Here is a 25,292-nt window from a genome sequence, read left to right as displayed (position 1 = left end):
TTTGGTGTTTCATAGTATGTCAAGCTAAGCTTTCCGGTTAACAGGTAACATGACCAATGGAAGGTCCTTCATATCATCCAAACTCATGGTTGTGAAGGATTCTTTGAAGTCTGTTTTAGTAATCATTTTAGCCTATAAATAAAATAACTATAGGCATGATAATTGAAAAATTATACAATGAAATTAATAAAAAAAGACTTTAGATTTTATAAAGGTGGAGATACTGTGCCGACACAAATTGCTTTTTTTGGCTCAGCAGCAATGGTGGAACAAGTTCAAGAATACACCAAAGATAGAACAGATATTATACTGATTCCCTTCATTTATAATAAACCAGAGGAAGTAGTAAAGGAAATCGAGAAGGCGCGTTATTGCGATGTCATGCTTTTTTCAGGCCTATTGCCTTATTATTTTGCACAGGAAATTTTGAGGTCCTATAAGAAGCCCAGCTTGTATATTCCCATTAATGAATACATGCTTTCCATTTCCCTTTTTCAATTACTATACCATGAGGGATTTTCACTAGAACGAATTTCGCTCGATATCCCAGATCGCTCGATACTTTTACAGTGTTTACATGATGTACATCTTCAACACGATCTCATGTGGCTTATTGATTATCCTTTTATCTTTGATAAAAATACTTCCTCGAATTTTTCGACTAGTAAAATTATGGCGTATCATGAGCAGCTTCACCAACAAGGGAAAGTAGATATTACATTAACAAGTATTCATGCAGTTTATGATGGCATGCAAGCAAAAGGCCTCCCGTGCAGAAAATTAATTGATCCAAAGAAAAATGTTATGGAGGCAATTGAAGAAGCAATAGTTCAATCTAATATTTACTTAACGAGACAATCGCAAATGGCAGTAGGATATATTTTACTAGAATCGGAGAAGATAGAGGATAGTATTTTGAATGAAATCGCCGCTAATCTTGATGCTGAGCTTGAAAGCTCGACCCCATATAGAAAGAATGGTGTCTGTATGTTTCATAGTACGAGAGGGAGAATGGAACAAGCAACAAATAACTTCCAAGAGTTCCCCTTTAGTCAGCTGGAAGTTCCTGTCAAATTAGGGATTGGATTTGGATTAACGATAGATGAAGCGAAGCGTAATGGCAAAATCGCACTAACACATACGGAAAGATACGATAGTACAAAGATAGCTTTTATTGTCACAGAAGATGAAATGATCATTGGACCATTGGGGACAAAGGAGAATAAGGCTTACCAGTTAAACAGTTATGATAAGACGATTCAAGAGCGAGCTAAAAAGGCAGGAGTAAGCGTTGCAAAGCTTAACCAGTTTTTATCCTTTGTAGAAAGCCTCCCAAAAAATCAATTTACGACAGAGGATCTTGCGAATAATTTTGCAGTGACACGACGTTCTGCAGAGAGATTATTAAAAAAGCTGATCGCGCAAAAATTGGTTTTTAAAATTGGAGAAGAACAACTATATCAATACGGAAGACCTAGGGCAATCTATACTTTTCTCGTAAAATAGCAGAGTGGCTTATAGTAATTTTGTATTGACAGTAAATAAAATGTATAATTATAATTAACTTAAAATTATTAAGATTCGAAAAAGTGGTCGTTTATTATTTTAAAAAGGAAGGAGTTTGTACTTTGTAAAAGCGACATAATAACGACACTTATTCGTACTCCTAACTTTCAAATAAAACAGAGGAACAGTCTCCATTTTATAAAAGCGACATATTAACGACGTTAATGAAATGTGAGCAAATTTTTTATAAAAAGGAGCGAAGTCAATGTCAGCAAACATAGAAAAAGCCAGTCCAGAGGTACCTCGCCAAAAATGGAAAGTTCCGCATGTATTCGTCATTTTATTTGCTGTCATCATTATTGCAGCGATAAGCACATATTTGGTTCCAGCAGGAAGCTATGATCGGGCTGAAAATGAACAGGGAAGAACAGTCGTTGTTGATGGCAGTTACCATATGGTCGATAGTTCACCAGTCTCTTTTCTTGAAATCTTTCAATCGATTCATAAAGGAATGGAGTCATCGGCAAGCATAATATTCTACATTTTTATTGTAGGTGGTTCCTTTGGGATATTACGGGCAAGTGGAGCGATTGAAGGAGTGGTTCATAGCATTACAGGGAAATTAAACGGAAAAGAACAATTCCTCATTCCAGTCCTCATGACATTCTTTGCTCTTTCTGGAGCTATGCTTGGTTTAGCAGAAGAAACGATTCCCTATATTACAATTATTGTCCCTCTTGTTATTATGGTTGGCTTTGACTCAATCGTTGGAGCGGCTATTGTTTTACTTGGAACATCAGCCGGATTTACAGCGGCCTTCATGAATCCATTTACTGTTGGAGTTGCACAGGGAATTGCTGAAATTCCGATTTTCTCAGGCATGCTACTCCGAATTATTTTTCTGATCGTATTCTTAGGTGTAAGCATTTGGTATGTGATGCGCTACGCTAATAAAGTGAAGAAAAATCCAGAATTAAGTTTAGTTTTTAATGAGAGCCAAGAGATGCTTGGCACGTTAGGAGAGCACAAAGAAGTAGAATTTAGCGCTCGACATAAAGCAGCGTTTGCTATTCTATTGCTTACGCTTGTTGCCTTGGCAGTAGGGGTGATCAAGTTTGGTTGGTATTTAAACGAAATTGCCGGATTATTCATACTTATGGGAATTGCTATCGGATTAGTTTCAAAAATGTCTTTTAGCAAAATAGCTGAATCATTTGTGAAGGGCTGCCAAGTTCTTGTGTTAGGTGCCCTTGTTGTTGGAGTTGCATATGGTATTTTGGTAATTCTTCAAGATGGGAATATTATGGATACAATTCTATATTCACTGGCAAGTGCTGTAGGGGCATTGCCATCCCAATTATCGGCAATAGGGATGTATGTGGTACAATGCCTGATCAATTTTATTGTTCCTTCTGGAAGCGGACAAGCCGCATTAACAATGCCAATTATGACCCCGCTCTCAGATTTAGTAGGAGTGACGAGACAAACTGCTGTTTTAGCATTTCAATTTGGTGATGGAATTTCTAATATATTCACGCCGACATCCGGATATTTCATGGCAGGGTTGGCGTTGGCGGGAATTTCATGGATTAAATGGGTGAAATGGATATGGCCGCTTATTTTAATTCACTATTCACTTGGAGCGCTCTTTGTTTTAGTTGCTCATTTAATTGGCTATCAATGATTTGCTAGAACGTATTGAAAGAAGGTTGTGTAATGGATTGGTCTATCTTGCAAGGAAGAATGGTGCAGTATCGTCGCCATTTTCACCAATATCCTGAAGTTTCTCATGAAGAAGTGAAGACAAGGGAGTTTATTCGTGAAGAACTTGAATTATTAGGGTTGAAACCATACTCCTTTTCTGGAAAAGATGTTGCTGTTGAAATTAGAGGGAAAGCACCTGGAAAAACAGTTGCAATACGAGCTGATATGGATGCTCTGCCCGTTCAAGAAGAAACCGGTCTTCCGTTTGCCTCAAAAAATAAAGGAAAGATGCATGCATGTGGTCATGATGGCCATATGGCGATCCTACTCGGACTTGTCCAATATTTCGTGGAAAATAAGTGCCAATATAATGGAACTATTCGCTTTATTTTCCAGCATGCAGAGGAATCGATCCCAGGTGGAGCTCGTGAGGTGGTAGCGGCTGGCGGAATAAAAGGGGTGGATGCCATTTTTGGCTACCATCTTTGGCAGCCGCTTCCGCTCGGAACCATTGGCATTCGTAAAGGTGCGGTGATGGCTGGAGCGGATGAGTTCAATATACGTATTTTCGGGAAAGGTGGGCACGGTTCGATGCCGAATGAAACGGTCGATCCAACACTATTAGCAGCGATGGCGATCATGCAAATCCATACGATTGTCAGCAGGTCGTTAAGCCCAATTGACCCAGCCGTTGTTAGTATTGGAGAGTTAAAATCAGGCTCAACTTATAATGTTATTCCTGATCAGGCTAAGCTATCAGGAACAGTGCGCCACTTTAATCAGCAAGTCTCCAAACAGGTTCACCAAAGATTGGAGGATATTTTAGCCGGAATCTGTCTCTCTTATGGTGCTAAATATGAACTTGAATATTCATATGGTGACCCGCCAGTCGTCAATGATGAAAAATTATATTCTTTAATGAGGAAAAAAGCGGCTGCTTTATTTGGAGGAAAATCTATCATGGAGATGGAACCACAATTAGGTAGTGAAGACTTTTCTTATTATACGGATCGCATTCCAGGAATGTATACGTTTATTGGTGTTGGCAAGAAAGAAAATCCGTATGGTCACCATCATCCTAAATTTGATATTGATGAAAATATGTTTGTTCCTACAGTTAAGTTAGTTTCCGGGGCAGTATTAGATTATTTTAAAAACGGGGAGTTTGTATGAGGATAACGTCCGCAACTGTATATGGGATTCATTTGCCTCTCATCGAGCCATTTATAATAAGTTATCATACGTATGAAAATATGCCTTCGGTAATTTTAGAATTGCATACGGATGAAGGAATTATAGGATATGGCGAAGCGACGCCTGATGAACATGTAACTGGTGAAACATTTGATGGGGTAATAAATGCTTTAACGAAATTTCTTTTGCCAGAAATAATAGGAGAGCGTCCGTTTCAAATTGAAGCGATTCATGAAAAAATGGACAAATTATTATATGGAAATACTTCTGCTAAAGCAGCGATTGATATCGCCTGCTATGATTTAATGGGAAAGAAAGCAGGGGTGCCATTATATGATTTATTGGGAGGGCGCTACTACGAGAAGCTTGAAGTTCCGAAGGTTCTTAGTATTTTAGAGCCGGAAGTAATGGCTAAACAGGCAAAAATAGCAAGGGATGAAGGGTATTCATCGATTAAAATAAAGGTCGGTTCGGACGCTAAAAAAGATGTTGCAAGAATTCAGGCTGTTCGTTCAGCAGTCGGTCCAGATTATCCACTTCGAGTGGATGCCAATCAAGGGTGGGTGACATCTGACCAAGCGATTTCAGTTATTCGTCAAATTGAAGAATGTGGAATAGATTGGATTGAACAGCCTGTCATTGCTCATGATGTTGATGCATTGGTGGAGGTAAGGAAAAAAACAACCACGCCAGTGATGATTGATGAAGGACTTCATAGTTTAAAGGAGATGCGAGAAGTAATAGGGAAAAGAGCTGCTGATAAAATTAATATTAAATTGATGAAGTGCGGCGGTCTCTATCGAGGAGGTCAACTTGTACATATCGCTGAAATGGCTGGCATCACTTGTCAGGTCGGTTCGATGGTTGAATCATCGATTGCGTCCGCAGCTGGATTACATCTTGCAACTGCGAAAAAGGCGATTCAAAGTCATGAACTCGTCGGACCATTAATGTTCTCAAAAGATGTAGCCCGGTTACCGTTCACGAAAAAATCGATTGCGTTATCAGCTCAACCTGGTTTAGGCATCACGATTGATCTTAAACAATTACAAGAATTGACTAGTAAAAAAATAGAGGTAAAATGATCGACATGATCAGACTGCTGGGGGAGAAAAATCGGCAGTCTTTTCTTCATTTTGGAAAGGGGATGGCATATGAGACAAATCGCAGAGCACCTTTTAAAGGAATATAGTACAGGGCTTGATTATGCTGGGATTAAGGGAAAACGACTTGCATCTAGAATTCAAGAGATAGCGAATATTGGAATAACGGATAATTTTGGCTCATGCCGGATCGGTTTTTCTGCGGAAGAAAGGCAAGCGAAAGAGCTAGTGAAGCACTGGATGAGCGATGCTGGACTTGAAGTAAAAGAAGACCATGCCGGAAACGTTTTTGGACGATTAAATGGAAAACAACCTTCTCTTCCAGTTATAATGTCTGGCTCCCATTTGGATACTGTTCCCAATGGAGGTCATTTCGATGGTGTGTTAGGTGTATTAACGGCATTGGAAGTTGTCGAAGCGTGGAAAGCGACGAATGTTCAACCGAATAGATCGTTTGAGGTGGTGATCTTTTCCGATGAAGAAGGCTCCAGATTTAATACAGGTCTTACTGGCAGCCAAGCAATGATGGGATATTTAAATACTTTGCCAGAAAAAGATTATGAAGGAAAATCTTTTGAAGAGGTTTTAGAAAATAATGGACTTTCTGGCGATACTTTTTTTGCTGATAAAAGAGATCCTAGTGAAATAGCAATCTTTGTTGAAGTTCATATCGAACAGGGGAAACAACTTGAGAAGCATGATAAACCAGTTGGAATTGTAACCGGAATTTCCGGGCTATTTGGATTGGAAATTTGTTTTAGTGGTCAAGCAGGACATGCTGGGAATACACCAATGGGCGATCGTCAGGATGCGTTAGTTGCGGCGAGTGAATTTATTTTTGTGAACAGCACATTGCCTCAAAAAGTTAGTTCATCAGCAGTGTCAACAGTCGGTCAAGTACATGTTTTTCCAAATGGGACGAATGTGATTCCTGGTGAAGTGAGGTTGAGTGTTGACATTCGTGATATTGATAAAAATTCTTTAGAACAGCTTGCAGGATTAGTCATTGAGGAAGCGATAAGGATTTCAAAAGCTCATCATGTTAAAGTAAAATGGGAGAAAACGCTAGATGTTGCTCCTGTTCCAGTGCAGGCAAGAATGCAGGAACTGCAGGCAAAGGTGCTCAAAGAACATAATATATCTCCCCTTTATATGCCGAGTGGTGCAGGACACGACGCCATGATTATGGGAAAACAACTTCCTATCGCGATGTTCTTTGTTCGCAGCAAAGATGGAATTAGTCACAATCCGCAGGAATGGACAAGCTTAAATGATTGTGTCACAGCTGCTCATGTGTTGAAACGTTTTGTAGAAAAATTGGAGGGAGCACTTTAAGCTTAAATCTATGTCAGATATTACTGTGGAATCGTAATTTAAAAGTAGTATCTGACATAGAATAAATTAATCTTATTTTGGTCGGGCAATGAGCTTAAGGATCTCCATCAATATAAGAGCTCCAAAGGAAAGTCCAAGGGCAATTAACCACTCGTTGAAGCCAAATTCAGCGGGAATGGCAAAAACCTCACGGGCAAACGGCAAAAGGGTGATGCCATATAGAACAAAACCTAGCGCTACGGCACCTATTACGTATTTATTACTAAAAAGTCCGGCGCCTATAGCTGTTTGTGTGGTGGAACGGGCAGCAAACGTTTGTAGAGTACGAGCTAGAATTAATGTAGAGAATGCCATTCCAACACCTAATTCTTCTGAATGCTGCAATCCAATGTAATGTGCGGTGATGACGGCAATCCCAATTAAAATACCTCTTGTTAAAACGGCTCGCATCGTACCGCCAGCAAAAATCCCTTCATCAATATTACGTGGTTTCTTCTTCATTACACCAGGTTCTGATTTTTCCATTCCTAATGCAATGGCTGGTAATGAGTCATTTACTAAGTTAATAAACAACAATTGAAGTGCTGTGAATGGATTGGACCAGCCCATGACAACAGCAAACAAGATCGCAATAATTGCGCCTAAATTTCCAGCAAATAGATAGCCAATCGCTTTCTTTATATTATCAAAGACGGTGCGTCCTACGCTAACAGCGTTAACAATTGAGACAAAATTATCGTCTGTTAAGATCATCGCAGATGCGTCTTTGGCAACATCAGTGCCACTTCCCATGGCAATTCCAATGTCTGCTTGCTTTAGTGCTGGTGCATCATTTACTCCGTCACCGGTCATTGCTGTAATTCTATTTTTCTTTTGCCAAGCCTCGACGATGCGGATTTTATTTTCTGGTGATACGCGTGCATAAACAGAAATAGTTTCTAGTTTTTGCTCCAATTCTTCATCAGATAGGGCATCTAATTCTTGACCTGTGAGGGCGAGATCGTTCTTATCCATAAGGCCAATATTTCGACCGATTGCTTGGGCGGTTGTTTTATGATCACCTGTGATCATAATGGTGCGAATCCCTGCTTGCTTCGCTTGCTCAATTGCACCATATACGGCTTCGCGAGGTGGATCGATCATGGCGGTTAAACCGACTAGCACTAAATCATTTTCATCTTCAGGACCAATAGCACTTTTTTCCTTCGGCAGTTGTTTAAATCCATAGGCGAGTACACGAAGCGCTTCGTTCGAATACTCTTCATTTGTCTTTTGAAATAGCAGTAATGTTTCCGTTGTTAACGGTTCTTTTTTTCCATTCATAAGGACATGAGTCGCGCGGCTGAACATGACATCAGGTCCACCCTTCGTCAAAATCATCTTCGCACCATTAATGGTATAAACAGTGGACATTAATTTACGGTCAGAGTCAAACGGAAGTTCAGCATCGCGATTATTTTTATTTCGAATTTCTTCAAAGTTTTCGACATAGTTGATTAGTGCCACTTCTGTCGGATCACCAATCTCTTTTCCTTCATTGTTAATATAGGAATCATTGCAAAGCACCATAATCTTAAAGAGCATTTCCTCTTCGCTGCTCCAATTTTGCTGCTCCTTTGGAAACTTAGTCTTTTTGCCATTACCTGTAGTAAAATAGTTTGTTACCGTCATTTTATTCTCAGTTAAAGTCCCTGTTTTATCGGTACAGATCACACTGGTAGAGCCTAGTGTTTCAACAGCTGGCAGTTTGCGGATGATCGCATGCTGCTTCGCCATTTTATTTGTTCCGACTGATAAAACGATTGTAACGATGGAAGACAGAGCTTCTGGAATCGCAGCGACTGCAACGGCAACTGCAAACATTAATGAATGTAAAATCGCTGTTGTCATATCATCTGTATTGTCACCGAGCCAGATTCGCCCAACCTCTACGATGAATATGAGAATACACAGGATGAGGATGCCGATACCGAGCTTTTTACTAAATACATCGAGCTTGCGCTGTAATGGAGTTTGCTTCTCTTTGGCTGTAGCAATCAGGCTGGCAATTTTACCGATTTCGGTTTGTTCACCTGTATCTGTTACAACGAATGTACAGCGGCCATAGACGACTAAAGAACTGCTAAATACCATGTTGCGGCGATCCCCTAAGGCAACTTCCTCGCTAATTGCTGCCACGTGTTTTTCAACAGCCTCAGATTCACCAGTGAGCATCCCTTCATTGACTTTTAATGATTCACTGTCTAAAATACGCCCGTCTGCAGGAACCTGATCCCCTGCTTCAAGTAAGACAATATCACCAATGACAAGCTCTCTTGCGGCAATTGTTTGCCTTGCTCCGTTCCGGATTACTTTTGCATTCGGTGCAGACATATTCTGCAATGCTTCAAGTGAGCTTTCAGCTTTTTTTGTTTGCACTACGCTAATGATGGAGTTAATAATTAAAACAAGAAAAATGATGAAAGATTCAACTATTTCTCCGAGTATGATTTGAACACCAGCGGCAATTAAAAGTACAATGACCATCGAGTCTTTAAAAGTTTCCAAAAATAACTTCCAAGTTGGTACTTTTTCTTTTCCTTTTATCTCGTTATAGCCATTTTTATCTAAACGTGTATGTACTTCCTCCAGTGTTAAACCTTCTTCTGATGTTTGCAAATGCTCGAGCACATTATTCTTGCTTTCACGATAGAATTGCATTATTCCACTAACTCCTTTCCTCTATCTTAATATGTGTATTCTATTCCAAATAATGCTTTTTTTAAATAGTAAACTACGACAGACCTATTGCGTAATTATAAGGAGGTAAAAACGCCAAGTGATCCAACCTTTGAAAAATAAAATGGGTCTTTACCGCTAAGTAAAAAATTTAAATTTGGGTTGGCACACCATTTTGGTTTAATAGAATTGGGTAGGGTAGTTGATTGTAACGAAGGAGGGACACTTTAACAGACAGGGGACGAGGTGCTTCAGTTACGCCTGCGCCGAGGAAACTCATTGTCAGTTTTCGAAAAGCGCAAGTGCCCGGAGTAAAAATCAACGGATATTCAAGGCAATTCCGTCCAAAATTGAGGAAAGGCACTAAGATTGCCTTTTTTAAAAGAAACTTCATTAAAGACTCTGCTACCACTTTTCTTTGTATCTCCCACAACATGAAATTGTTTTTAAATTGTAGAAAAAGAATCTAGCATAAGAGAGAGGAAGTATCTAGGCAATAGATGTTAAGATTGCTTTTATTTTTTAAAATTATTTGTGATTTATTTCACAAATGGAATAGAGGAGGGTTTAGCTATGTTAAACGAGTTATTTTCTCGAGGAAGAATAGGAACGATGCATACGAAAAATAGAATTGTCATGACTGCGATGGGCAATTATTTAGCCAATCCTGATGGGAGTGTGTCTGATAAGAATATTGCTTTTTATGGGGCGAGGGCAAAAGGCGGAGTTGGACTTGTTATTACGGAATGTGCCTTTGTCGATGGTGAAAGAGGACGAGGAAACTCCCATCAAATATCGGTTGCAGATGATGGCTTTATTCCGGGATTAAAGCAATTAGCGGATGAGATCCACCGATACGATGGGAAGGTTGTGGTACAAATTTATCATCCTGGAAGGCAGGGAATAAGCGCTCTTAATCAAAATTTACCGATGATGGCACCGAGTGAAATTGAATGTCCAACCGTTCATCAACCAACAAAGGCAATGACAAAAGAAGAAATTTCAGAGCTGGTCGATAAATTTATTAAAGCGGCAGTAAGATTAAAAAGAGCTGGAATTGACGGAGTAGAGGTTCATGGTGCTCATGGTTACTTAATACACGAATTTTTAAGTCCACGCGCTAATAAACGAACCGATGAATATGGGGGAAGCCTAGAAAATAGGATGCGATTTCTGGAAGAAATCGTAACAGGAATTAGAACGGAATGTGGAAACGACTTTCCACTGCTTGTTCGTCTGTCAGTAGAGGAGTATACAAATACGATTGGATTTCCGGACGATGGCTTGCGGCTTCCTGAAGGAGTGTTAATTGCCAAGCGGCTTGAACAATTAGGTGTTGATGCGATTGATGTAAGCTCAGGAACATATGAAACGATGAATACAGCATGGGAACCTGCTTCCTATGAGCAAGGGTGGAAGATACATTTATCTGAGGCTATAAAAAAAGAAGTGAGCATCCCAGTAATTGGTGTAGCGGTAATCAGAGACCCAGGGTATGCGAACGAAATGATTGCCGAAGGAAAGCTTGATTTTGTTGGTTCAGCAAGACAACACTTTGCTGATCCAGAATGGTCTAATAAAGCGAGGGAGGGGAGAATGAATGAGATAAGAAAATGCATTTCTTGTCTTCACTGCATGGAAACACTAATGGGTGCCGATCTATCTCCAATCCCTTGTCAATGTGGAATTAATATAGAAGCTGGAAGAGAGCTTGAGTATGGCAATTTTAAAGAAGATGGGGAAGGAAGAGTAGTAGCGATAATCGGTGCAGGGCCAGCGGGATTAGAGGCGGCAAGGGTTTTAGCAAAACGAAAGTACAAACCGATTGTTTTTGAAAAGAGGGATCGCCTTGGAGGGCAATTAGAATATGCGAGCAAGCCGCCAAATAAAGCAAAAATCAATTGGCTTATTGATTATTTCAAAGCCCAAGTAGAAAAGTTTGGCATCGAAGTGAGGCTCAATACAGCGCCGACAATGGATGAACTTCAAGCATTAAATCCATATGCTGTTTATATTGCACAAGGTTCTACTCCTATTATTCCATCTTCTCTTCCTGGAAGTGATGGGGAGGAAGTATTAACACCTATTGATATACTAAGTGGTAAAATCAATTTGAAAAATAAAAAAGTGGCAGTTGTCGGTTCAGGCATGACTGGCATTGAAGTGGCCCATTTGTTAGCGGAAGAAGAAAATGATGTCAGTCTCTTCGAAATGGAAGATACGATCGGACCAGGTCTCTATTTCCAAAATTTAATAGATGTTATGAACCATCTTAAACCACTTGGAGTTCCAATGTATCCAAGCCATAAATTAATTGCCATTGATAGGGGCAAAGCGTGCTTCGAGGAATTAAAAAACGGTGAAATGAAAGAGTTTATGTTTGATTACATCATTCTTGCACTTGGAACAAGAGCGAATACAGAATTAGTAGAGGAAATTCAAGCGGCCTTTGACCATGTTAAGGTGCTTGGAGATGCTATGAAGCCAGGAAAAATAAGAGAAGCGATGGAAGCAGGCTACTTAAGCGCATATGCCCTTTAAAAAAGGTGAGGAGGAGTGTATAACATGGCAAAATATGCACAGTTATGTCCGATTATTTTTGGGACAGGAACCATTCGCCATACAGGGGAGGAAGTAAAAAAGTTAGGCTGTAAAAAGGTAATGCTTGTATCAGACGAAACGATTTCTAAACTAAAGGCATATCGGAATTGTTATGATAGTTTAGTAGAGTCAGGGATTAAAGTTGTCCCATTTACAAAGATTGTTCCTGATCCGCCGGATTATATTGTCAATGAAGGAGGCAAATTAGCAAAAGCTGAACAGGTTGATGGCATCGTTGCTTTTGGAGGTGGAAGCGTGTTGGATGCAGCAAAAGCGATCAACGTTTTAGTCAACAATCCACTTCCTATTAATCAGTATTTTGGCAACCCTATTTACACCCCAGGTGTTCCGGTTGTTCTCATTCCGACAACAGCAGGAACGGGCAGTGAAAGTACCATAATGGGTGTGGTTACAGATACGGCTAAACAAGTGAAAAGCGCCGTTCTTTGCCCTGCTACACTAGGAATTTTAGATCCAGAAGCAACATTGGATGTACCTCAGCATGTAACTGCCTATACGGGCATGGATACATTTGCACATGCTGCTGAAGCGATCACAACGAAGTATTCTAATCCTAAATCAGAACTCTTAGCCTTGGAGGCAATTAGAAATGTTACGAAGTATCTTCCGATTGCAGTAGCAGATGGGAAAAATATCGAGGCACGTGAAAAACTTCTATTAGCTAGTAATTTTGCCGGAATGGCTTTTAATGATGCTTTAGTGCATCTTGGACATGCGATTGCCCATGCTGTTGGTGCTACATTTCATAAAGCGCATGGTATTATTTGTGCCCTTGCTCTGCCGGAAGTAATGAAATATGCGGTGAAGTCAAACCCTAGTAAGGTTAAACTTATAGGAGAAGCAATGGGAATTTCCTATACTGGCGATGAAACAGCAGAAGAGATTGGTCAATTTGTTGCAGTGGCGATACGGGAATTAAATAGGACGATCGGAATGCCTACTGTCAAGGAGCTTGGAATAGCAAATGAAGAGCTATTGGGATTAGCTCCGATGGTAATGGAAGATGTTTGTTTTCACTACGTCCCAAAAGAATTGTCAAAAGATGAGGTTATGACGATACTCAACGCCATATATGTAAACGATTAGATAATAATGTTGCTTAATGTTCATTAGTTCGAACGGCATTCCTTTTTAAGGGCTTGTATACTATAGGTATAAGCTCTTATTTTTTTGAGGTGATGCCCAATGGATATTGCTGAACTAAAGTGCTTTCTTAAAGTATGTGAAACAAAAAACTTAACGAAAGCGGCTAAAGAGCTTTACATGACCCAGCAGGCTCTTAGCAGGACGATCCGCAATCTTGAAAAGGAAATGGGAGCAGAACTGTTTTACCGGAATTCACGTGGTGTGACGCTTACAGAATTAGGAACGTATCTGCATTCTAAGGCCGGAACTCTCATTGAGCAATTTGAACAGTTTACTAATGATGTACAGCGGAAAATTGAATGTGAACACAACAGGCTTAAAGTAGGTTTTTCGCCAGGGACATTAAGAATATTAAGCGGCAAAGAGATTTTACAGCTTGGGAAGGAAGAAATGGGCATCGAGATCGATATTTTTGAATACAATGATAAAGTATGTGAAGCAAATGTATTAGCTGGGACACTTGATATGGCTCTGACTGCAAATCCAAGAAATCATACTGACTTTTCTTATTCTCCTTTAATGAAGCATCAGATTGTGGCAATTGTTAATAAAGAGCATCCGATTTCTAAAAAAGATAGCATTACGTTTACCGAGCTTAAAAATGAAAAGCTGATTCTAATTGATGACACTTTTCGATTGCCGGAAGTGGTGATGGAGCATTTTGAAAAAGAAGGAATTAGGCCAACTATTTTTAGTAAGTTAAGTCATGATTTAAACCTAGCTTATGAATTTGTCACTCTCAATAAAGGAATATTCATTTTTATTGGCAGTTTAACAGAGATCGAATCATACAGTGCCATTACCAGCATTCCCATTAACGTTCCTACGGCTATTTGGGAAATAGGTTTTATTGTCAAAAGAAATACGAACATGAATATGCGGATGAAACAATTTAAAGACTTAATTGAGGAACGTTTTGCCAATTACTAAAAAGAAATCTTTTGTCATTTTTGGATAGTTAGCAGTAAAAATCTGTTAATTTCCGCTCCGGGCACTTGCTTTCCGGGGGGCAGGCGGTGAGCTTCCTCAGAGCTGTCGCTCCTGCGGGATCTCACCTGTCCTGCAAATCCCCCAGGAGTCAAGCACCCTCCACTCCAATCAACTAGTTTCGCTCGACTCAAGCAGTTTGCCAAGTCCAAGTCGCCATCTTTTTTAAGTTCATGGAAGCAAAAGTAAGCATCGCCTGCATAGACCTTGTTTTTAAGACCTCGTAAGGCATTGTTAAATACTCTATTAAATATTCTATGAAAACATTGGTTCGTGGTATTCAGAGAGAGAATGAGCCAAAAATCAACATCAACTAATGTGAAAAAAATACGGATGTTCAATCCCTTTAGGTGAAATATTCTAAAATCGCATCAGGAAAAAACTTTTCCATATAGGAATAAAGATGGGATTTAATATCTTCTTCTTCATCCTTTTGATAAATATACTTTCCAATACCATACTTCCCCCATTTATACCTTCGTTTCTCTTCGTCCAATTCTAATTTCGTCATGGGGTAGTTTTTTTCAATCACCCGCTTCGCTGGCTTTGTAAAACGATGTTGAATAAATTCAAAAGTGAGATCTTTTTTCGCTTCGGGTGGCAACTCTGCTTCCAAGCGCTCAAACATGTGATAATAACCTTCTTCCCATCCTTCATGCAAATAAATGGGAGCGACGATAAAGCCAAGTGGATAACCAGCTCTGGCAACTTTTCCGGCTGCTTCAATTCGTTTCTCTAATGGAGATGTTCCTGGCTCAAAGTTTTTAATGACATAATCAGCATTAATACTAAACCGAAACCGTGTTTTTCCATTATGTTTTGCATCAAGTAGATGATCAACATGATGGAATTTCGTGACGAATCTTAATTTTCCTAGCTCTGATTGACCAAAATGTTCAATCGCTCTTTTCAGTGTATGGGTTAAAGCATCAATTCCTACAATATCAGACGTGCATGATGCTTCAAATCTTGTTACCTCAGGAGCCCTTTCCTCTATATATTGATCAGCTGCAGATAAAATCTCCTCAACATTCACATATGTCCGGATATAGGGCTTGCTTCCCATCGTAGTTTGTAAATAACAATAATGACAATGCCCCATGCAGCCTGTTGCGAAAGGGATTGCATACTCTGCCGAAGGCAAGGAGGTGTCGAATTTTAGTGTTTTTCTAATTCCTACTACAAGTGTAGACTTCGCTACTCTATATTTTTGAAAATCGCTGTCTCCAGGTAAGTTTCTTATTTGGTTATGTGATGTTGTATATCTTATTTCCACATCTGATTTTTCAAATTTGTCAAAAAGCTCTTTTCCTAAAGGGTAGTCTAAAGCCTTTGGCTCAAAATAGACTAATTTTGGTGTAAATGGTTTATTCATTCCAATACCCCTTCTGAAGCGTCCCCATAGTAGTAATGATAGGCTTGATTGGCTTCTTCCTCTGTTTATAGATCGCCACTTCATCTGAAAGTGGATAATATGTTTCATACAAAAACAAAGCAAGTTCATTCTCTTTCTCTGGATGATTCACAACGGCTGCTGCCTGGATATTGGCTACATCCTGAGTATGAGGGTTACGGTAAAAAACATAAACAATGTCTCCAGCTTGATAATCTTGAATCCGATTTGACTGTTCCATTCCATCACCTTTTCAAAGATTTAAACATTATTAAAATTTTGTCTGTTTATGCTGTTAATTATGAGTATTTTATTTTGGAAAAATTTCTTGGGTAAACAATACTTCTGTTTTTTTTTGTGGGACGTTGACTTCATGGTATTCAGAAGAGGAAATGAGCAAAAATCAATTGTTAAAAAAGGGGGATTTTGCTCATAATAACGTTGATTGACATCAATATCGAAATGGAGTTGGTGATACTTGGAAGCGAGAAGTTCTACTGAAGAAGCACTGATAAAGTACAAAGAAGGAATTGGCCAGTTTGCCACAAAAATGCCTGGATTTACGAGACAGTTCAATGCTTTAACTGAAGAGTGCTTTAAAGAAGGGGCATTATCACAAAAGCAAAAACAATTGATTGCATTAGGTATTAGTATTCATGCACAAGATGAGTATTGTATCATCTATCATACGAAAGGATGTCTTGATCAAGGGTGTTCGGAGCAAGAAATCCTTGAAGCAGTTGGTGTTACTGTAGCATTTGGTGGAGGAGCTTCAATGAGTCAGGGTGTGACCCTTGTTCAGGAATGTATCCAAGAAATGAACCAATTAAAACAATAAAATTGCATTGAAAAAAGGTGAAATCAGATTGCTTTCACCTTTTTATTTTTCGACAAAGCAAGACAAGCATATCATTACTTTAGTCGAAAAGTTGAGCCATCAATCGTTTCAAAATCCTCCCTGTTTTTTATTTCTTTCATTAATGTAAAAAGAGCCTCATCTTTTCGCTTCGCTTCAATCATACAGTCAATCTGAGGGATGCTCCCCTTTATAAATTTAAGAAATTTAAAAAACATATCTATGTCCACATAATCGGAGTGATGACGGAAAGCTTTATTACTCTTTGGACTGGATATATGCATTTTTATCGGAAGTGGTGAATGCTTCCACGTTTGAACGACTCTTTCCCACTGTTTTTCCCAGTCATCATCTTGATGATGAGCAAGATGATGATGATAATCGAAAACTAGAGGAATATTTAGTTTTTCACATAGGTAAAGAGTATCGTTTAAAGTGAAGGAAGTATCGTCATTCTCAAGCATAATCATATTTTGAATAGGTCTAGGTACGACCATCCAGTTTTCCACAAATTGCTCAAGTGATTTTTCTGTTTCCTTATAGTTGCCGCCAATATGCATGACACAGCGATGTGTCGTGTTTATCCCCATTTCTTTCAACAATAAAAAGTGCATTTTTAAGGTTTTTATAGAGTTTTTTAGGATCTCCTTCTGTTTAGAATTTAGGAGGACGAAGTGATCAGGATGAAAATCAACTCTCATCTCATGTTTTTTAACGAAATCTCCTATTTCGCGTAAGGAATCTTTTAAAGGTTGGAGATAATTCCAATCACGAAGTTCTTCATGGTTTGCTAAAGGAATTAGTCGCGAGGATAGGCGGTAAAAATGAATGTCCGAAGCTGCATTATGTTTTAACAGCCTTAACGTATTATGTAAATTTAAAAGGGCAATACGCTCCAATTTGCGAATAGCTGCTTTTCTATCATCAATTTTTTTAAATTGGGCGAAAGTCATCGTTTTAGAAGGAGATGCGTTTTTTAGTTCCATACTCATTGCTACATAACCAAGACGGACAATGGTCATTTATTCCACCTCATCCATATCGTTTTTCATCACGACCATTCGATCGAAGAAGCTGTTATGCGTTTAACTCCCCGAATAGAAGTAATATCATCAATTAATTTGTGCATGGCAAGATTTTTCTGTTTTGCCTCGACCATAATATCGAAATCTTGATCTATATCTTTTGCCATTCTTAAAAAGGGTAACACAAAATCTAATGAGACAAAATCGGCATGAGAACGATAGGCCAGCTCAGACTTGGGGGAAGAAACATGGACCTTTGGGATCGTTTTTTTCCATGTGCTGAAAATGCGTGGCAAGAAATCTGAGAGATCCTCGTTTCCGTAATTTGCCATATAATGATGATAATCGAGTATCATAGGAATGTTCTCGGTTTCACATTTATTAAGTGTATCCCGGACATTATAAGTTTTATCATCGTTTTCAAGTGTCATATACTTCTTAATTTCATCTGGCAATTGTTTTAAATTATGACGAAAACGCTGCAAAGCTACACTTTTATCTCCATAGGCACCTCCGATATGAATATTAATAATGCCAGTATTAAGTGCATTCATGGCTCGAAGCATATTAAAATGATATTCCATATCGTTAATAGCATTACTTGTTACCTCTTCTCTTGGACTTGTGAAAAGGGTGTATTGACTTGGGTGAAAGCTGACCCGAAGATTAAATTGCTGAATAAGTGCTCCGAGCTCATCCCACTCGTCTTTAAAAGGTGTTAAGTAATCCCACATCACTTCAGGATGGGTAGCAAGAGGGACAAGAGAACTTGAAAAACGATATAATTCAATTTCATGGGCAACATTGTAGTACAAAATTCTTTTTGTATGCTTTAAGTTTTGGGCAGTAACGGATTTTAGTTTTTCTAGCCGTTCGTGTTTGGGAAGAGTTGAATAACGTGTAAAAGTTAAAGATTTTGATGGGCTTGCATCCCATAGATCTAAAGCATTTGCTACATATCCGAAACGAATTTTCATCTGCTTTCCCCTTGATTTCACATTTTGATGAGTACCAGTACATAAAATATTTGCTTTATGTCATCGTTTTAGACGGTCGGTGGTGAACTTGAAATTGCTTTGTCAAAAGTAATGAGGCGACCAAAAGAAATTCTAATATATTCATAATCGGGAAATTTTTGAGCCAGATCTGTGAAATACCGCCCAAAATTATCAGTATTGTGCTGATAAAGAACCAAGGAAAATGAAATTTTTTCAAAAAAATGAGGCCAATAAATATTAATACTAAAGTTACGGCTCCTACCATAATGGGGCTGTTTGAATCTCCAGATGGCTCATAAGTCAGTACACCATTCCTCCAAACTGATTCCAGTTCCAGTCCTTTTACAGAAGTTAAAAGTTCATAAAAGATTAGTCCGATCGTCAATAAGGAAAAAACGGTTCTCCAAAAAGTTTTTTTCGCCCAGATGAAGCCAAACTCTTGACAAATGTATAAGGCAGAAAGGATGAGAGTTGGGGTGAAAAGAGCATGTAACCAAAATCGAAGATAGCTTAAATTCTCAAGCGTGTTTCCTTCCCCAATTTCTCTTCCTAATGCGATGATAAAGTTATCATAGACAAGTCCGATAATAACGAGAAATAATAAGTTGTAAAGATTGAGTAAGCCATATTTTTTGGATAATATCATCCCCCATATTAATAAAAGGAGATAAGCGAAACCTAGAAAAAAGAATAGTAAGCTATTCACAAAAGGCACATCCTTTTCTCCTATTGTCACCGAATTTTTTTTGTTAGTCACTATTTAATGAAAATATCCGAATTTTTAGGGGAATATGAAGTAAATTAGTAACCGATTGATTCATGTTTTTTGTCAACAGGTTCATTGATAGGTTGTCTCTGATCGCTTAAACTTAGGTTTAAATATAATATTAGGGAGAAATTACAAATGGATCGAATTATGATTGTTGAAGATGATATAAAAATTGCAAACCATTTATCCGCGTATATCGAAAAATATGGATATGAGGTTATCGTGGTGAAAGAATTTGAAAACATAATGGACTTATTTCGCAATGTAAGGCCTCACCTTCTTTTACTAGATATTAATCTTCCTAGCTATGATGGCTATTATTGGTGCAGACAAGTACGCAAAGAATCCATATGCCCAGTCATTTTTATTTCAGCTCGTACAGGTGATATGGATCAAGTAATGGCATTGGAAAATGGAGGCGATGACTTTATCACAAAACCATTCCATCCCGATATCGTGATGGCGAAAATACGAAGTCATTTACGAAGAGCATACGGAGAATATGCAGCTAAATTTGAGGAAAGGATGCTTATCCAGAATGGACTAAGTTTATATCCAGAGCGGTTAGAACTTAGATTTGGAAAAAAAGTAGCCCAATTAACCAAAAAGGAATCAGATATTATCGAAAGGCTGCTTGAACGATATCCTCGTGTAGCTGGCCGACAGGATCTATTAGAGAAACTATGGGATGATCAAGCATACGTTGATGAAAATACTCTGAATGTAAATATTACACGTGTGCGTAAAAAGTTTTCTGAGTTAGGAATTGAGGATGCAGTCGAAACAGTTCGAGGAGCAGGCTATCGTCTACGCATTACATGGAATGGGGAAGAACGATGAAATTATTTCTCCGCGAGCATGTACTACTTATTGGAATTCAATTGATTCAATGTATTCTTATTCCTGCTCTATTTTGGCTCGACGGTTATCGGGGTTTGGGAGTGATCATATATGCAGTCTTTCTTTCTGTTGTGACGTTAACTGCATATCTTATTTATCAATATATTAGCAGAAGAAATTTTTACCATAGGTTACAAAATTCAATAGAAACATTAGATGGATCAATGGAGACTACGGAGCAGGCCCCCATTTCTGAAGCACTTGATCAGTTGCTAGTTTCTCAGTATCGTTTGTATTTAGAAGAAATTCAAAAGGCAGAAGAGAGGCAGGATGAACATTTGTTATTTATGGATCGGTGGGTCCATCAAATGAAGACGCCGCTATCTGTGATTGAATTAACTGCGCAAACGCTCGATGAGCCGGAATCGTCTAGCATTCGTGAGGAAACAGAGCGGATGAGAAACGGTTTAAATACAGTTCTTTACATGGCAAGATTGCGTACGATTGCGGAAGATTTTCAGATAAAGCCGATTAGGTTAGCTAAGCTCGTACATGAAGTGAATCAGGAGAACAAGCGTTTTTTTATTCGAAACGAAGTGTACCCCAAGTTAATTGAGAAAAAGAATGACGTCATAGTAGAAAGCGATGAAAAGTGGCTATTCTTTTTATTATCACAATTAGTACATAATGCAGTTAAATATTCTACTGGAAAGACGAATCAATTGGTTATTTCTATTTATATAAAGGCGGGCGAAGCGGTATTAGAAGTGAAGGACTTTGGAATTGGAATTCCTGTCTCTGATCAGAAGCGAGTTTTTAACAAGTTTTATACGGGGGAAAATGGGCGTAAGTATCGAGAATCAACCGGGATGGGACTTTACTTAGTAAAAGAAGTGGTCGCAAGGTTAGAGCATCGGATTGAATTGGAATCGAAGGTTGGGGAGGGGACAACGGTTAGGCTTATTTTTTCTCAAACACAAAACATTACATCAATGTAAGGTTCATGAAAGTATAATCGATAGTTTATGTTTTGAGACTAAGGCTATACTTTTCCTAGAAGATCACGAAAGGAGAAAAAATAATGCTTAAAGTTTCAAAAGTAAGTAAGATTTACGAAGGGAAAATTGCTTACCGTGCCCTTACTGATATTGATCTTGAAATTGAAAAAGGCGAATTCGTTTCCATAATGGGTCCGTCTGGTAGTGGAAAAACAACATTATTAAATATTATTTCTACGAACGATATACCTACAACGGGAGAAATTGAAATTGAAGGAACGAACCCGCATAAGCTGAAGAAAAATGCTTTAGCACGCTTTCGCAGAAATGAATTAGGTTTTATTTTTCAGGATTTCAACCTACTCCATACATTAACGGTTGAAGAAAATATTGTGCTCCCATTGACATTAGAAGGCACTAGTGTGAGTGTCATGAAAGAAAAAGCACATAAAATCGCTGAAAGTCTAGGGATTGCTTCGATTATGAATAAACGGACGTACGAAATTTCAGGTGGTCAGGCTCAACGGGTTGCCATAGCAAGAGCGATGATTCATGAGCCTAAGCTTCTGTTAGCGGATGAACCGACAGGGAACCTTGATTCGAAAGCATCAAAGGATGTTATGAAAATGCTTGTATCCATCAATGAAAGGGAAGAAACGAGTTTGCTAATGGTCACCCATGATCCACAAGCGGCAAGTTATTCGGACCGAGTTATTTTTATCCGTGATGGTAAACTTCATTCTGAGATTTACCGTGGGGAAAGCAGACAAGCATTTTTTCAAAAGATCATTGACATGCTTTCGTTGATGGGAGGAGAAGGTCATGACCTTTCGTCAGTTCGCGTTTAACAATGTAATGCGCAATAAGCGATTGTATATTGCTTATTTTCTAAGCAGTATGTTCACTGTGATGGTGTTTTTTACCTTTGCCATCTTTGCTTTTCACCCTGCTTTTTCTGAAGGTTCCGTTAATAATAATGCACTTTTTGGAATGGGCGTTGCAGGTGGAATCATCTATGTATTCTCTTTCTTTTTTATCCTATATTCAATGAGTTCTTTCTTACAGTCAAGAAAGAAGGAGTTTGGATTGTTAATGATGTTAGGAGCATCGAATAAGCAAATTCGCTTGATGGTATTTTTGGAAAATATCCTGATTGGTTTTTTAGCAACGGTCGGAGGAATCCTTTCAGGCCTTGTATTTGCGAAAGCAATACTCTTAATTGCTGAAAATGTGTTAATCGTAAATGAATCATTAGATTTTTATTTTCCAACTCTTGCTATCGTTGTGACTTTTGTAAGCTTTGTCATTCTCTTTTTCTGTATATCTGTTTTTGTTTCATTTGTTCTGCGTACAAAGAAATTAATTGATTTAATAAAAGGAGATAAACAGTCGAAAGGAGAGCCAAAAGCATCCATTATTCTGTCGATGCTTGCTGCATTGCTTCTCATTGCTGGTTATGGCACAGCTCTATACGTTAAGGGAATTCAAGTGGTCTTCGCGTTGGTCCCAGTTGTAGTTGTCGTAATATTAGGAACCTATCTTCTTTTTACGCAATTGAGTGTGTATTTCATTCGAATGTTGAAAAAAAGGAGATCATTTTTTTGGCGAAAAACAAATATGCTCCTGTTTTCTGACTTATCCTTTCGAATGAAAGATAATGCAAGGACATTTTTTATGGTGTCCATCATCTCAACGGTTGCTTTTAGCGCAATCGGGACATTATATGGATTTCAATCATACCTCACTAAAGGGGTAAAAGAAGTAAATCCATATACCGTTACCTATAGTCCAAATAAAGATGACAGTAAAGAAGCGATTGAAAATGATATTCAAAAAATCAATTCGATATTGGAAGAGGAAAAAATTGCTGCAAGGATGGAGTCTCAGGAATTAAACTATTTTACAACGCCATTGTCTAGTAATGGAGTGTTAATCGCCAAGGCCTCCGATTATAATCGTTTTGCAGCGTTAATTGGGGAGAAGGAACTTCATCCAGAGGAAAATGAGGCTATTGTAGTGGAACAAAGCAATGCCATGATCTTTGAGGGGCAGAAAGCAAGCAAAGGATTGATGGAAAGCAACATTCAACTAAATACTGGAGAAGAACTTGTGCCGAGCCGCGTTGTCGAAACGGAGGTAATCGGAGAGTTAACCGGTTATTATGTTGTGAATGACAACGTTTTTGAAAAGCTAGGTTCACCATTAAGAACCACTTTGACTGTTGCTTGGGAAGCAAGTGAGGCAGACATGGAACAGTTAGTTAAAGTGGGAGAAAAATTAGAAGAACAATTAGAATATAAAGCATTTTCAGTTGACTATGCTATCTATCAAATTAATAAAGCATTCGGTCCTATCTTATTTATTGGTTTGTTTATTGGAATTGTATTCTTCGTTTCTGCGGGAAGCTTTCTTTATTTCCGATTATTTACCGATTTAGAGGAGGAAAAGCGTAAATTCAGTTCTATCGCCAAAATTGGTTTGACGCAATCAGAGCTCAATAAAGTTGTGAGTAGGCAAGTGGCCTTACTATTTTTCTCACCAATTGTGGTCGCTTTAATCCACGGGGCTGTTGCATTAACGGCATTATCCCGTATGTTTGATTACAACCTAATTGTTGAATCAACGATCGTATTAGCAAGCTTTGCCTTTATTCAAATGGTTTACTTTATGATTGTTCGCTATGTCTATGTAAGACAAGTAAAAAGAATGATTGTTTAAAGAAGAGTGATTTTTTAAAAGAGAAAATCATTCGTGAAAAAGTTAACAAGAGGGTGTCCAAAAAGATAAACATTTTTTGGATACCCTCTAAAAATAGGGACATAAAGATATTTTGTCTAAGTGGCTTAGCCAGGATGTACCTCTGATGGAACGATGTAAAGACATGACGAATAAGGAGTTTATGAAACTTATGCTCAAAACATAAATTATAAAACGATCCTGATGCACTGCGGATGTTTTACTTTTATGTAAGAGTTTAAAGAATGAAGCAGCTTGCAATGATCTATTTCTTCCGACTTGCTTAGCTAAAGTACGAGCGAATTAAATATAACCTGCAGATTTTTCATTTAAAGATGATAGTTTCAAAAAAGCGGAGAAAGAATTGTGACTCATTTTTCTTAAGGCTATGGAAAAGTTGCCAAGTTTAAAAGATGGGAAGAGGGAGGTTCAAAATGGTAGGTGAAAAAAATAAGCCATTTGAATTTGAAGACTGGATTAGAGAAAATGGTTCTTCATTATCTCTGTTTATTTATAAACAAGTACGAAATAAGGAATTAGCAGAGGATTTATATCAGGAAGTATTAATTTCAGCGTATTTACATTTAGGGCAGTTTGAGGAGCGCGCTAATTTCAAGAGTTGGATATTCAAGATTGCGATCAATAAATGTCGTGATTTTTGGAGAAAACAAAAAACAGTACAAAAATTTTGGGAAGAAAAGGTTTTTCATTATGAAATAGAGTGTTCGATCCCGGAGCCAGAGGACTATGTGTTAACTAAATGCTCAATTGAGGAAATACTCGAAATAATAAAGGAGTTGCCAACGATTTACCGGGAACCCATTCTTTTATACTATTTTAAGAATAACTCGTTATTAGAAATAAGTTCAGCAAAAAAATTGCCAATAGCTACAGTGAAAACGAGGATGAGAAGAGCAAGAAATCAATTAAAAGATAAGTCACTATTGACGGAATTTGTAGCTAATTAATGTAGCTTGAAAAAGAGAAGGGGCTAACTTATTACATAGGGGGTTTTTTCGTTCCAATCACCCGTTTTTCACAACCGGTCTGTGAACTTGCAATATGAACAAAACTATTAAGTTCCTCAAACTCTCAAAGAATAATTGAAAAGGAAGTGGAGAAACCGGTTTGTTTTTTCCACTTCCTTTATTTTGCTCTAGAGAATGATGGACTTTGCCGTTGTTTGAAAGTGGTTCTCCGTCTAGCATAAACCGATGAAACCTGATAAATCAGGAGGAGTATGGAACTGCACGCTTAACTTCGTTTCCCACCATTTCCAAGCATAATCAATAAATAGGTACATACAATGTCATATGCTGAATCTTATCCTAAATGACATACAAGACTTCAGGACTTTACTTT

Annotated in this window: 19 protein-coding genes and 1 pseudogene; 14 read left to right on the top strand and 6 right to left on the bottom strand. The window is 38.3% G+C overall.

Annotation, left to right across the window (positions count from 1 at the left end):
* Window positions 1-225 precede the first annotated feature (225 nt).
* The 5 genes from PZE06_RS07275 to PZE06_RS07255 all read left to right on the top strand — a co-directional run bounded on the left by PZE06_RS07275 (window position 226) and on the right by PZE06_RS07255 (window position 6,842).
* Window positions 226-1,506, top strand: coding sequence for a hypothetical protein (locus PZE06_RS07275; RefSeq protein ID WP_150914984.1), 1,281 nt, complete (start codon window positions 226-228; stop codon window positions 1,504-1,506).
* A gap of 265 nt (window positions 1,507-1,771) precedes the next feature.
* On the top strand, window positions 1,772-3,190 hold the full coding sequence (locus PZE06_RS07270) for a YfcC family protein (RefSeq protein WP_150914983.1): 1,419 nt from the start codon (window positions 1,772-1,774) through the stop codon (window positions 3,188-3,190).
* Between the two features lie 32 nt (window positions 3,191-3,222).
* On the top strand, window positions 3,223-4,383 hold the full coding sequence (locus PZE06_RS07265) for a M20 metallopeptidase family protein (protein WP_150914982.1): 1,161 nt from the start codon (window positions 3,223-3,225) through the stop codon (window positions 4,381-4,383).
* Window positions 4,380-5,489: a mandelate racemase/muconate lactonizing enzyme family protein gene (locus tag PZE06_RS07260; protein ID WP_150914981.1), complete on the top strand. Its 1,110-nt coding sequence runs from the start codon at window positions 4,380-4,382 to the stop codon at window positions 5,487-5,489. The genes PZE06_RS07265 and PZE06_RS07260 overlap by 4 nt, the downstream gene beginning before the upstream one ends.
* 69 nt (window positions 5,490-5,558) lie before the next feature.
* Complete coding sequence (locus PZE06_RS07255) at window positions 5,559-6,842, top strand: M20 family metallo-hydrolase (RefSeq protein ID WP_150914980.1); 1,284 nt, start codon at window positions 5,559-5,561, stop codon at window positions 6,840-6,842.
* Between the two features lie 72 nt (window positions 6,843-6,914).
* Here the strand turns inward: PZE06_RS07255 and PZE06_RS07250 are convergent, their stop codons facing one another.
* On the bottom strand, window positions 6,915-9,542 hold the full coding sequence (locus PZE06_RS07250; RefSeq protein WP_150914979.1) for a cation-translocating P-type ATPase: 2,628 nt from the start codon (window positions 9,540-9,542) through the stop codon (window positions 6,915-6,917).
* 591 nt (window positions 9,543-10,133) lie between these two features.
* Between PZE06_RS07250 and PZE06_RS07245 the strand changes: the two genes are divergently transcribed.
* The 3 genes from PZE06_RS07245 to PZE06_RS07235 all read left to right on the top strand — a co-directional run bounded on the left by PZE06_RS07245 (window position 10,134) and on the right by PZE06_RS07235 (window position 14,258).
* On the top strand, window positions 10,134-12,101 hold the full coding sequence (locus PZE06_RS07245) for an oxidoreductase (protein ID WP_150914978.1): 1,968 nt from the start codon (window positions 10,134-10,136) through the stop codon (window positions 12,099-12,101).
* Between the two features lie 24 nt (window positions 12,102-12,125).
* Window positions 12,126-13,268 carry an iron-containing alcohol dehydrogenase gene (locus PZE06_RS07240; RefSeq protein ID WP_150914977.1) on the top strand — a complete coding sequence of 381 codons (1,143 nt, stop codon included), beginning with the start codon at window positions 12,126-12,128 and terminating at the stop codon, window positions 13,266-13,268.
* Between the two features lie 99 nt (window positions 13,269-13,367).
* Window positions 13,368-14,258, top strand: coding sequence for a LysR family transcriptional regulator (locus PZE06_RS07235; RefSeq protein ID WP_150914976.1), 891 nt, complete (start codon window positions 13,368-13,370; stop codon window positions 14,256-14,258).
* Window positions 14,259-14,661: 403 nt separating this feature from the next.
* Here the strand turns inward: PZE06_RS07235 and splB are convergent, their stop codons facing one another.
* Window positions 14,662-15,690, bottom strand: coding sequence for a spore photoproduct lyase (gene splB, locus PZE06_RS07230; RefSeq protein WP_150914974.1), 1,029 nt, complete (start codon window positions 15,688-15,690; stop codon window positions 14,662-14,664).
* A pseudogene (locus PZE06_RS07225) lies at window positions 15,687-15,949 on the bottom strand (transcriptional regulator SplA domain-containing protein). Before PZE06_RS07225 ends, splB begins: the two are co-directional and overlap by 4 nt.
* A 237-nt stretch (window positions 15,950-16,186) precedes the next feature.
* On the opposite strand from PZE06_RS07225, the gene PZE06_RS07220 reads away from it, so the two are divergent.
* Entirely contained in the window at window positions 16,187-16,546 is a 360-nt protein-coding gene (locus PZE06_RS07220; protein ID WP_225310631.1) for a carboxymuconolactone decarboxylase family protein, read from the top strand.
* A 74-nt stretch (window positions 16,547-16,620) separates the two neighbouring features.
* Here PZE06_RS07220 and uvsE (PZE06_RS07215) read toward each other — a convergent pair whose 3' ends face one another.
* Genes uvsE (PZE06_RS07215) through PZE06_RS07205 form a run of 3 tightly spaced genes read right to left on the bottom strand, consistent with a single transcriptional unit; the run spans window position 16,621 to window position 19,302 of the window.
* The gene (gene uvsE / locus PZE06_RS07215; protein WP_150914973.1) at window positions 16,621-17,586 is read right to left on the bottom strand and encodes a UV DNA damage repair endonuclease UvsE; all 966 of its coding nucleotides are present in this window, start codon (window positions 17,584-17,586) and stop codon (window positions 16,621-16,623) included.
* Window positions 17,587-17,615: 29 nt separating this feature from the next.
* Window positions 17,616-18,566: a UV DNA damage repair endonuclease UvsE gene (gene uvsE / locus PZE06_RS07210; protein WP_150914972.1), complete on the bottom strand. Its 951-nt coding sequence runs from the start codon at window positions 18,564-18,566 to the stop codon at window positions 17,616-17,618.
* Window positions 18,567-18,621: 55 nt separating this feature from the next.
* Window positions 18,622-19,302: a hypothetical protein gene (locus PZE06_RS07205; protein ID WP_150914971.1), complete on the bottom strand. Its 681-nt coding sequence runs from the start codon at window positions 19,300-19,302 to the stop codon at window positions 18,622-18,624.
* Between the two features lie 189 nt (window positions 19,303-19,491).
* On the opposite strand from PZE06_RS07205, the gene PZE06_RS07200 reads away from it, so the two are divergent.
* The 5 genes from PZE06_RS07200 to PZE06_RS07180 all read left to right on the top strand — a co-directional run bounded on the left by PZE06_RS07200 (window position 19,492) and on the right by PZE06_RS07180 (window position 24,898).
* A complete protein-coding gene (locus tag PZE06_RS07200; RefSeq protein ID WP_095309372.1) occupies window positions 19,492-20,196 on the top strand; it encodes a response regulator transcription factor in 705 nt (234 codons plus the stop codon).
* The gene (locus tag PZE06_RS07195; protein WP_150914970.1) at window positions 20,193-21,194 is read left to right on the top strand and encodes a sensor histidine kinase; all 1,002 of its coding nucleotides are present in this window, start codon (window positions 20,193-20,195) and stop codon (window positions 21,192-21,194) included. Before PZE06_RS07200 ends, PZE06_RS07195 begins: the two co-directional genes overlap by 4 nt.
* A gap of 83 nt (window positions 21,195-21,277) precedes the next feature.
* A complete protein-coding gene (locus PZE06_RS07190) occupies window positions 21,278-22,042 on the top strand; it encodes an ABC transporter ATP-binding protein (protein ID WP_095309376.1) in 765 nt (254 codons plus the stop codon).
* A complete protein-coding gene (locus PZE06_RS07185) occupies window positions 22,017-23,912 on the top strand; it encodes an ABC transporter permease (protein ID WP_150914969.1) in 1,896 nt (631 codons plus the stop codon). Before PZE06_RS07190 ends, PZE06_RS07185 begins: the two co-directional genes overlap by 26 nt.
* Window positions 23,913-24,364: 452 nt before the next feature.
* On the top strand, window positions 24,365-24,898 hold the full coding sequence (locus tag PZE06_RS07180) for an RNA polymerase sigma factor (protein ID WP_150914968.1): 534 nt from the start codon (window positions 24,365-24,367) through the stop codon (window positions 24,896-24,898).
* Window positions 24,899-25,292 lie beyond the last annotated feature (394 nt).

The sequence above is a fragment of the Robertmurraya sp. DFI.2.37 genome (genome assembly GCF_029211245.1).
GTDB lineage: Bacteria > Bacillota > Bacilli > Bacillales > Cytobacillaceae > Robertmurraya > Robertmurraya methanolica_A.
Note: the sequence above shows the minus strand (reverse complement) of the source record. Positions and strands in the feature narration are given on the sequence as shown.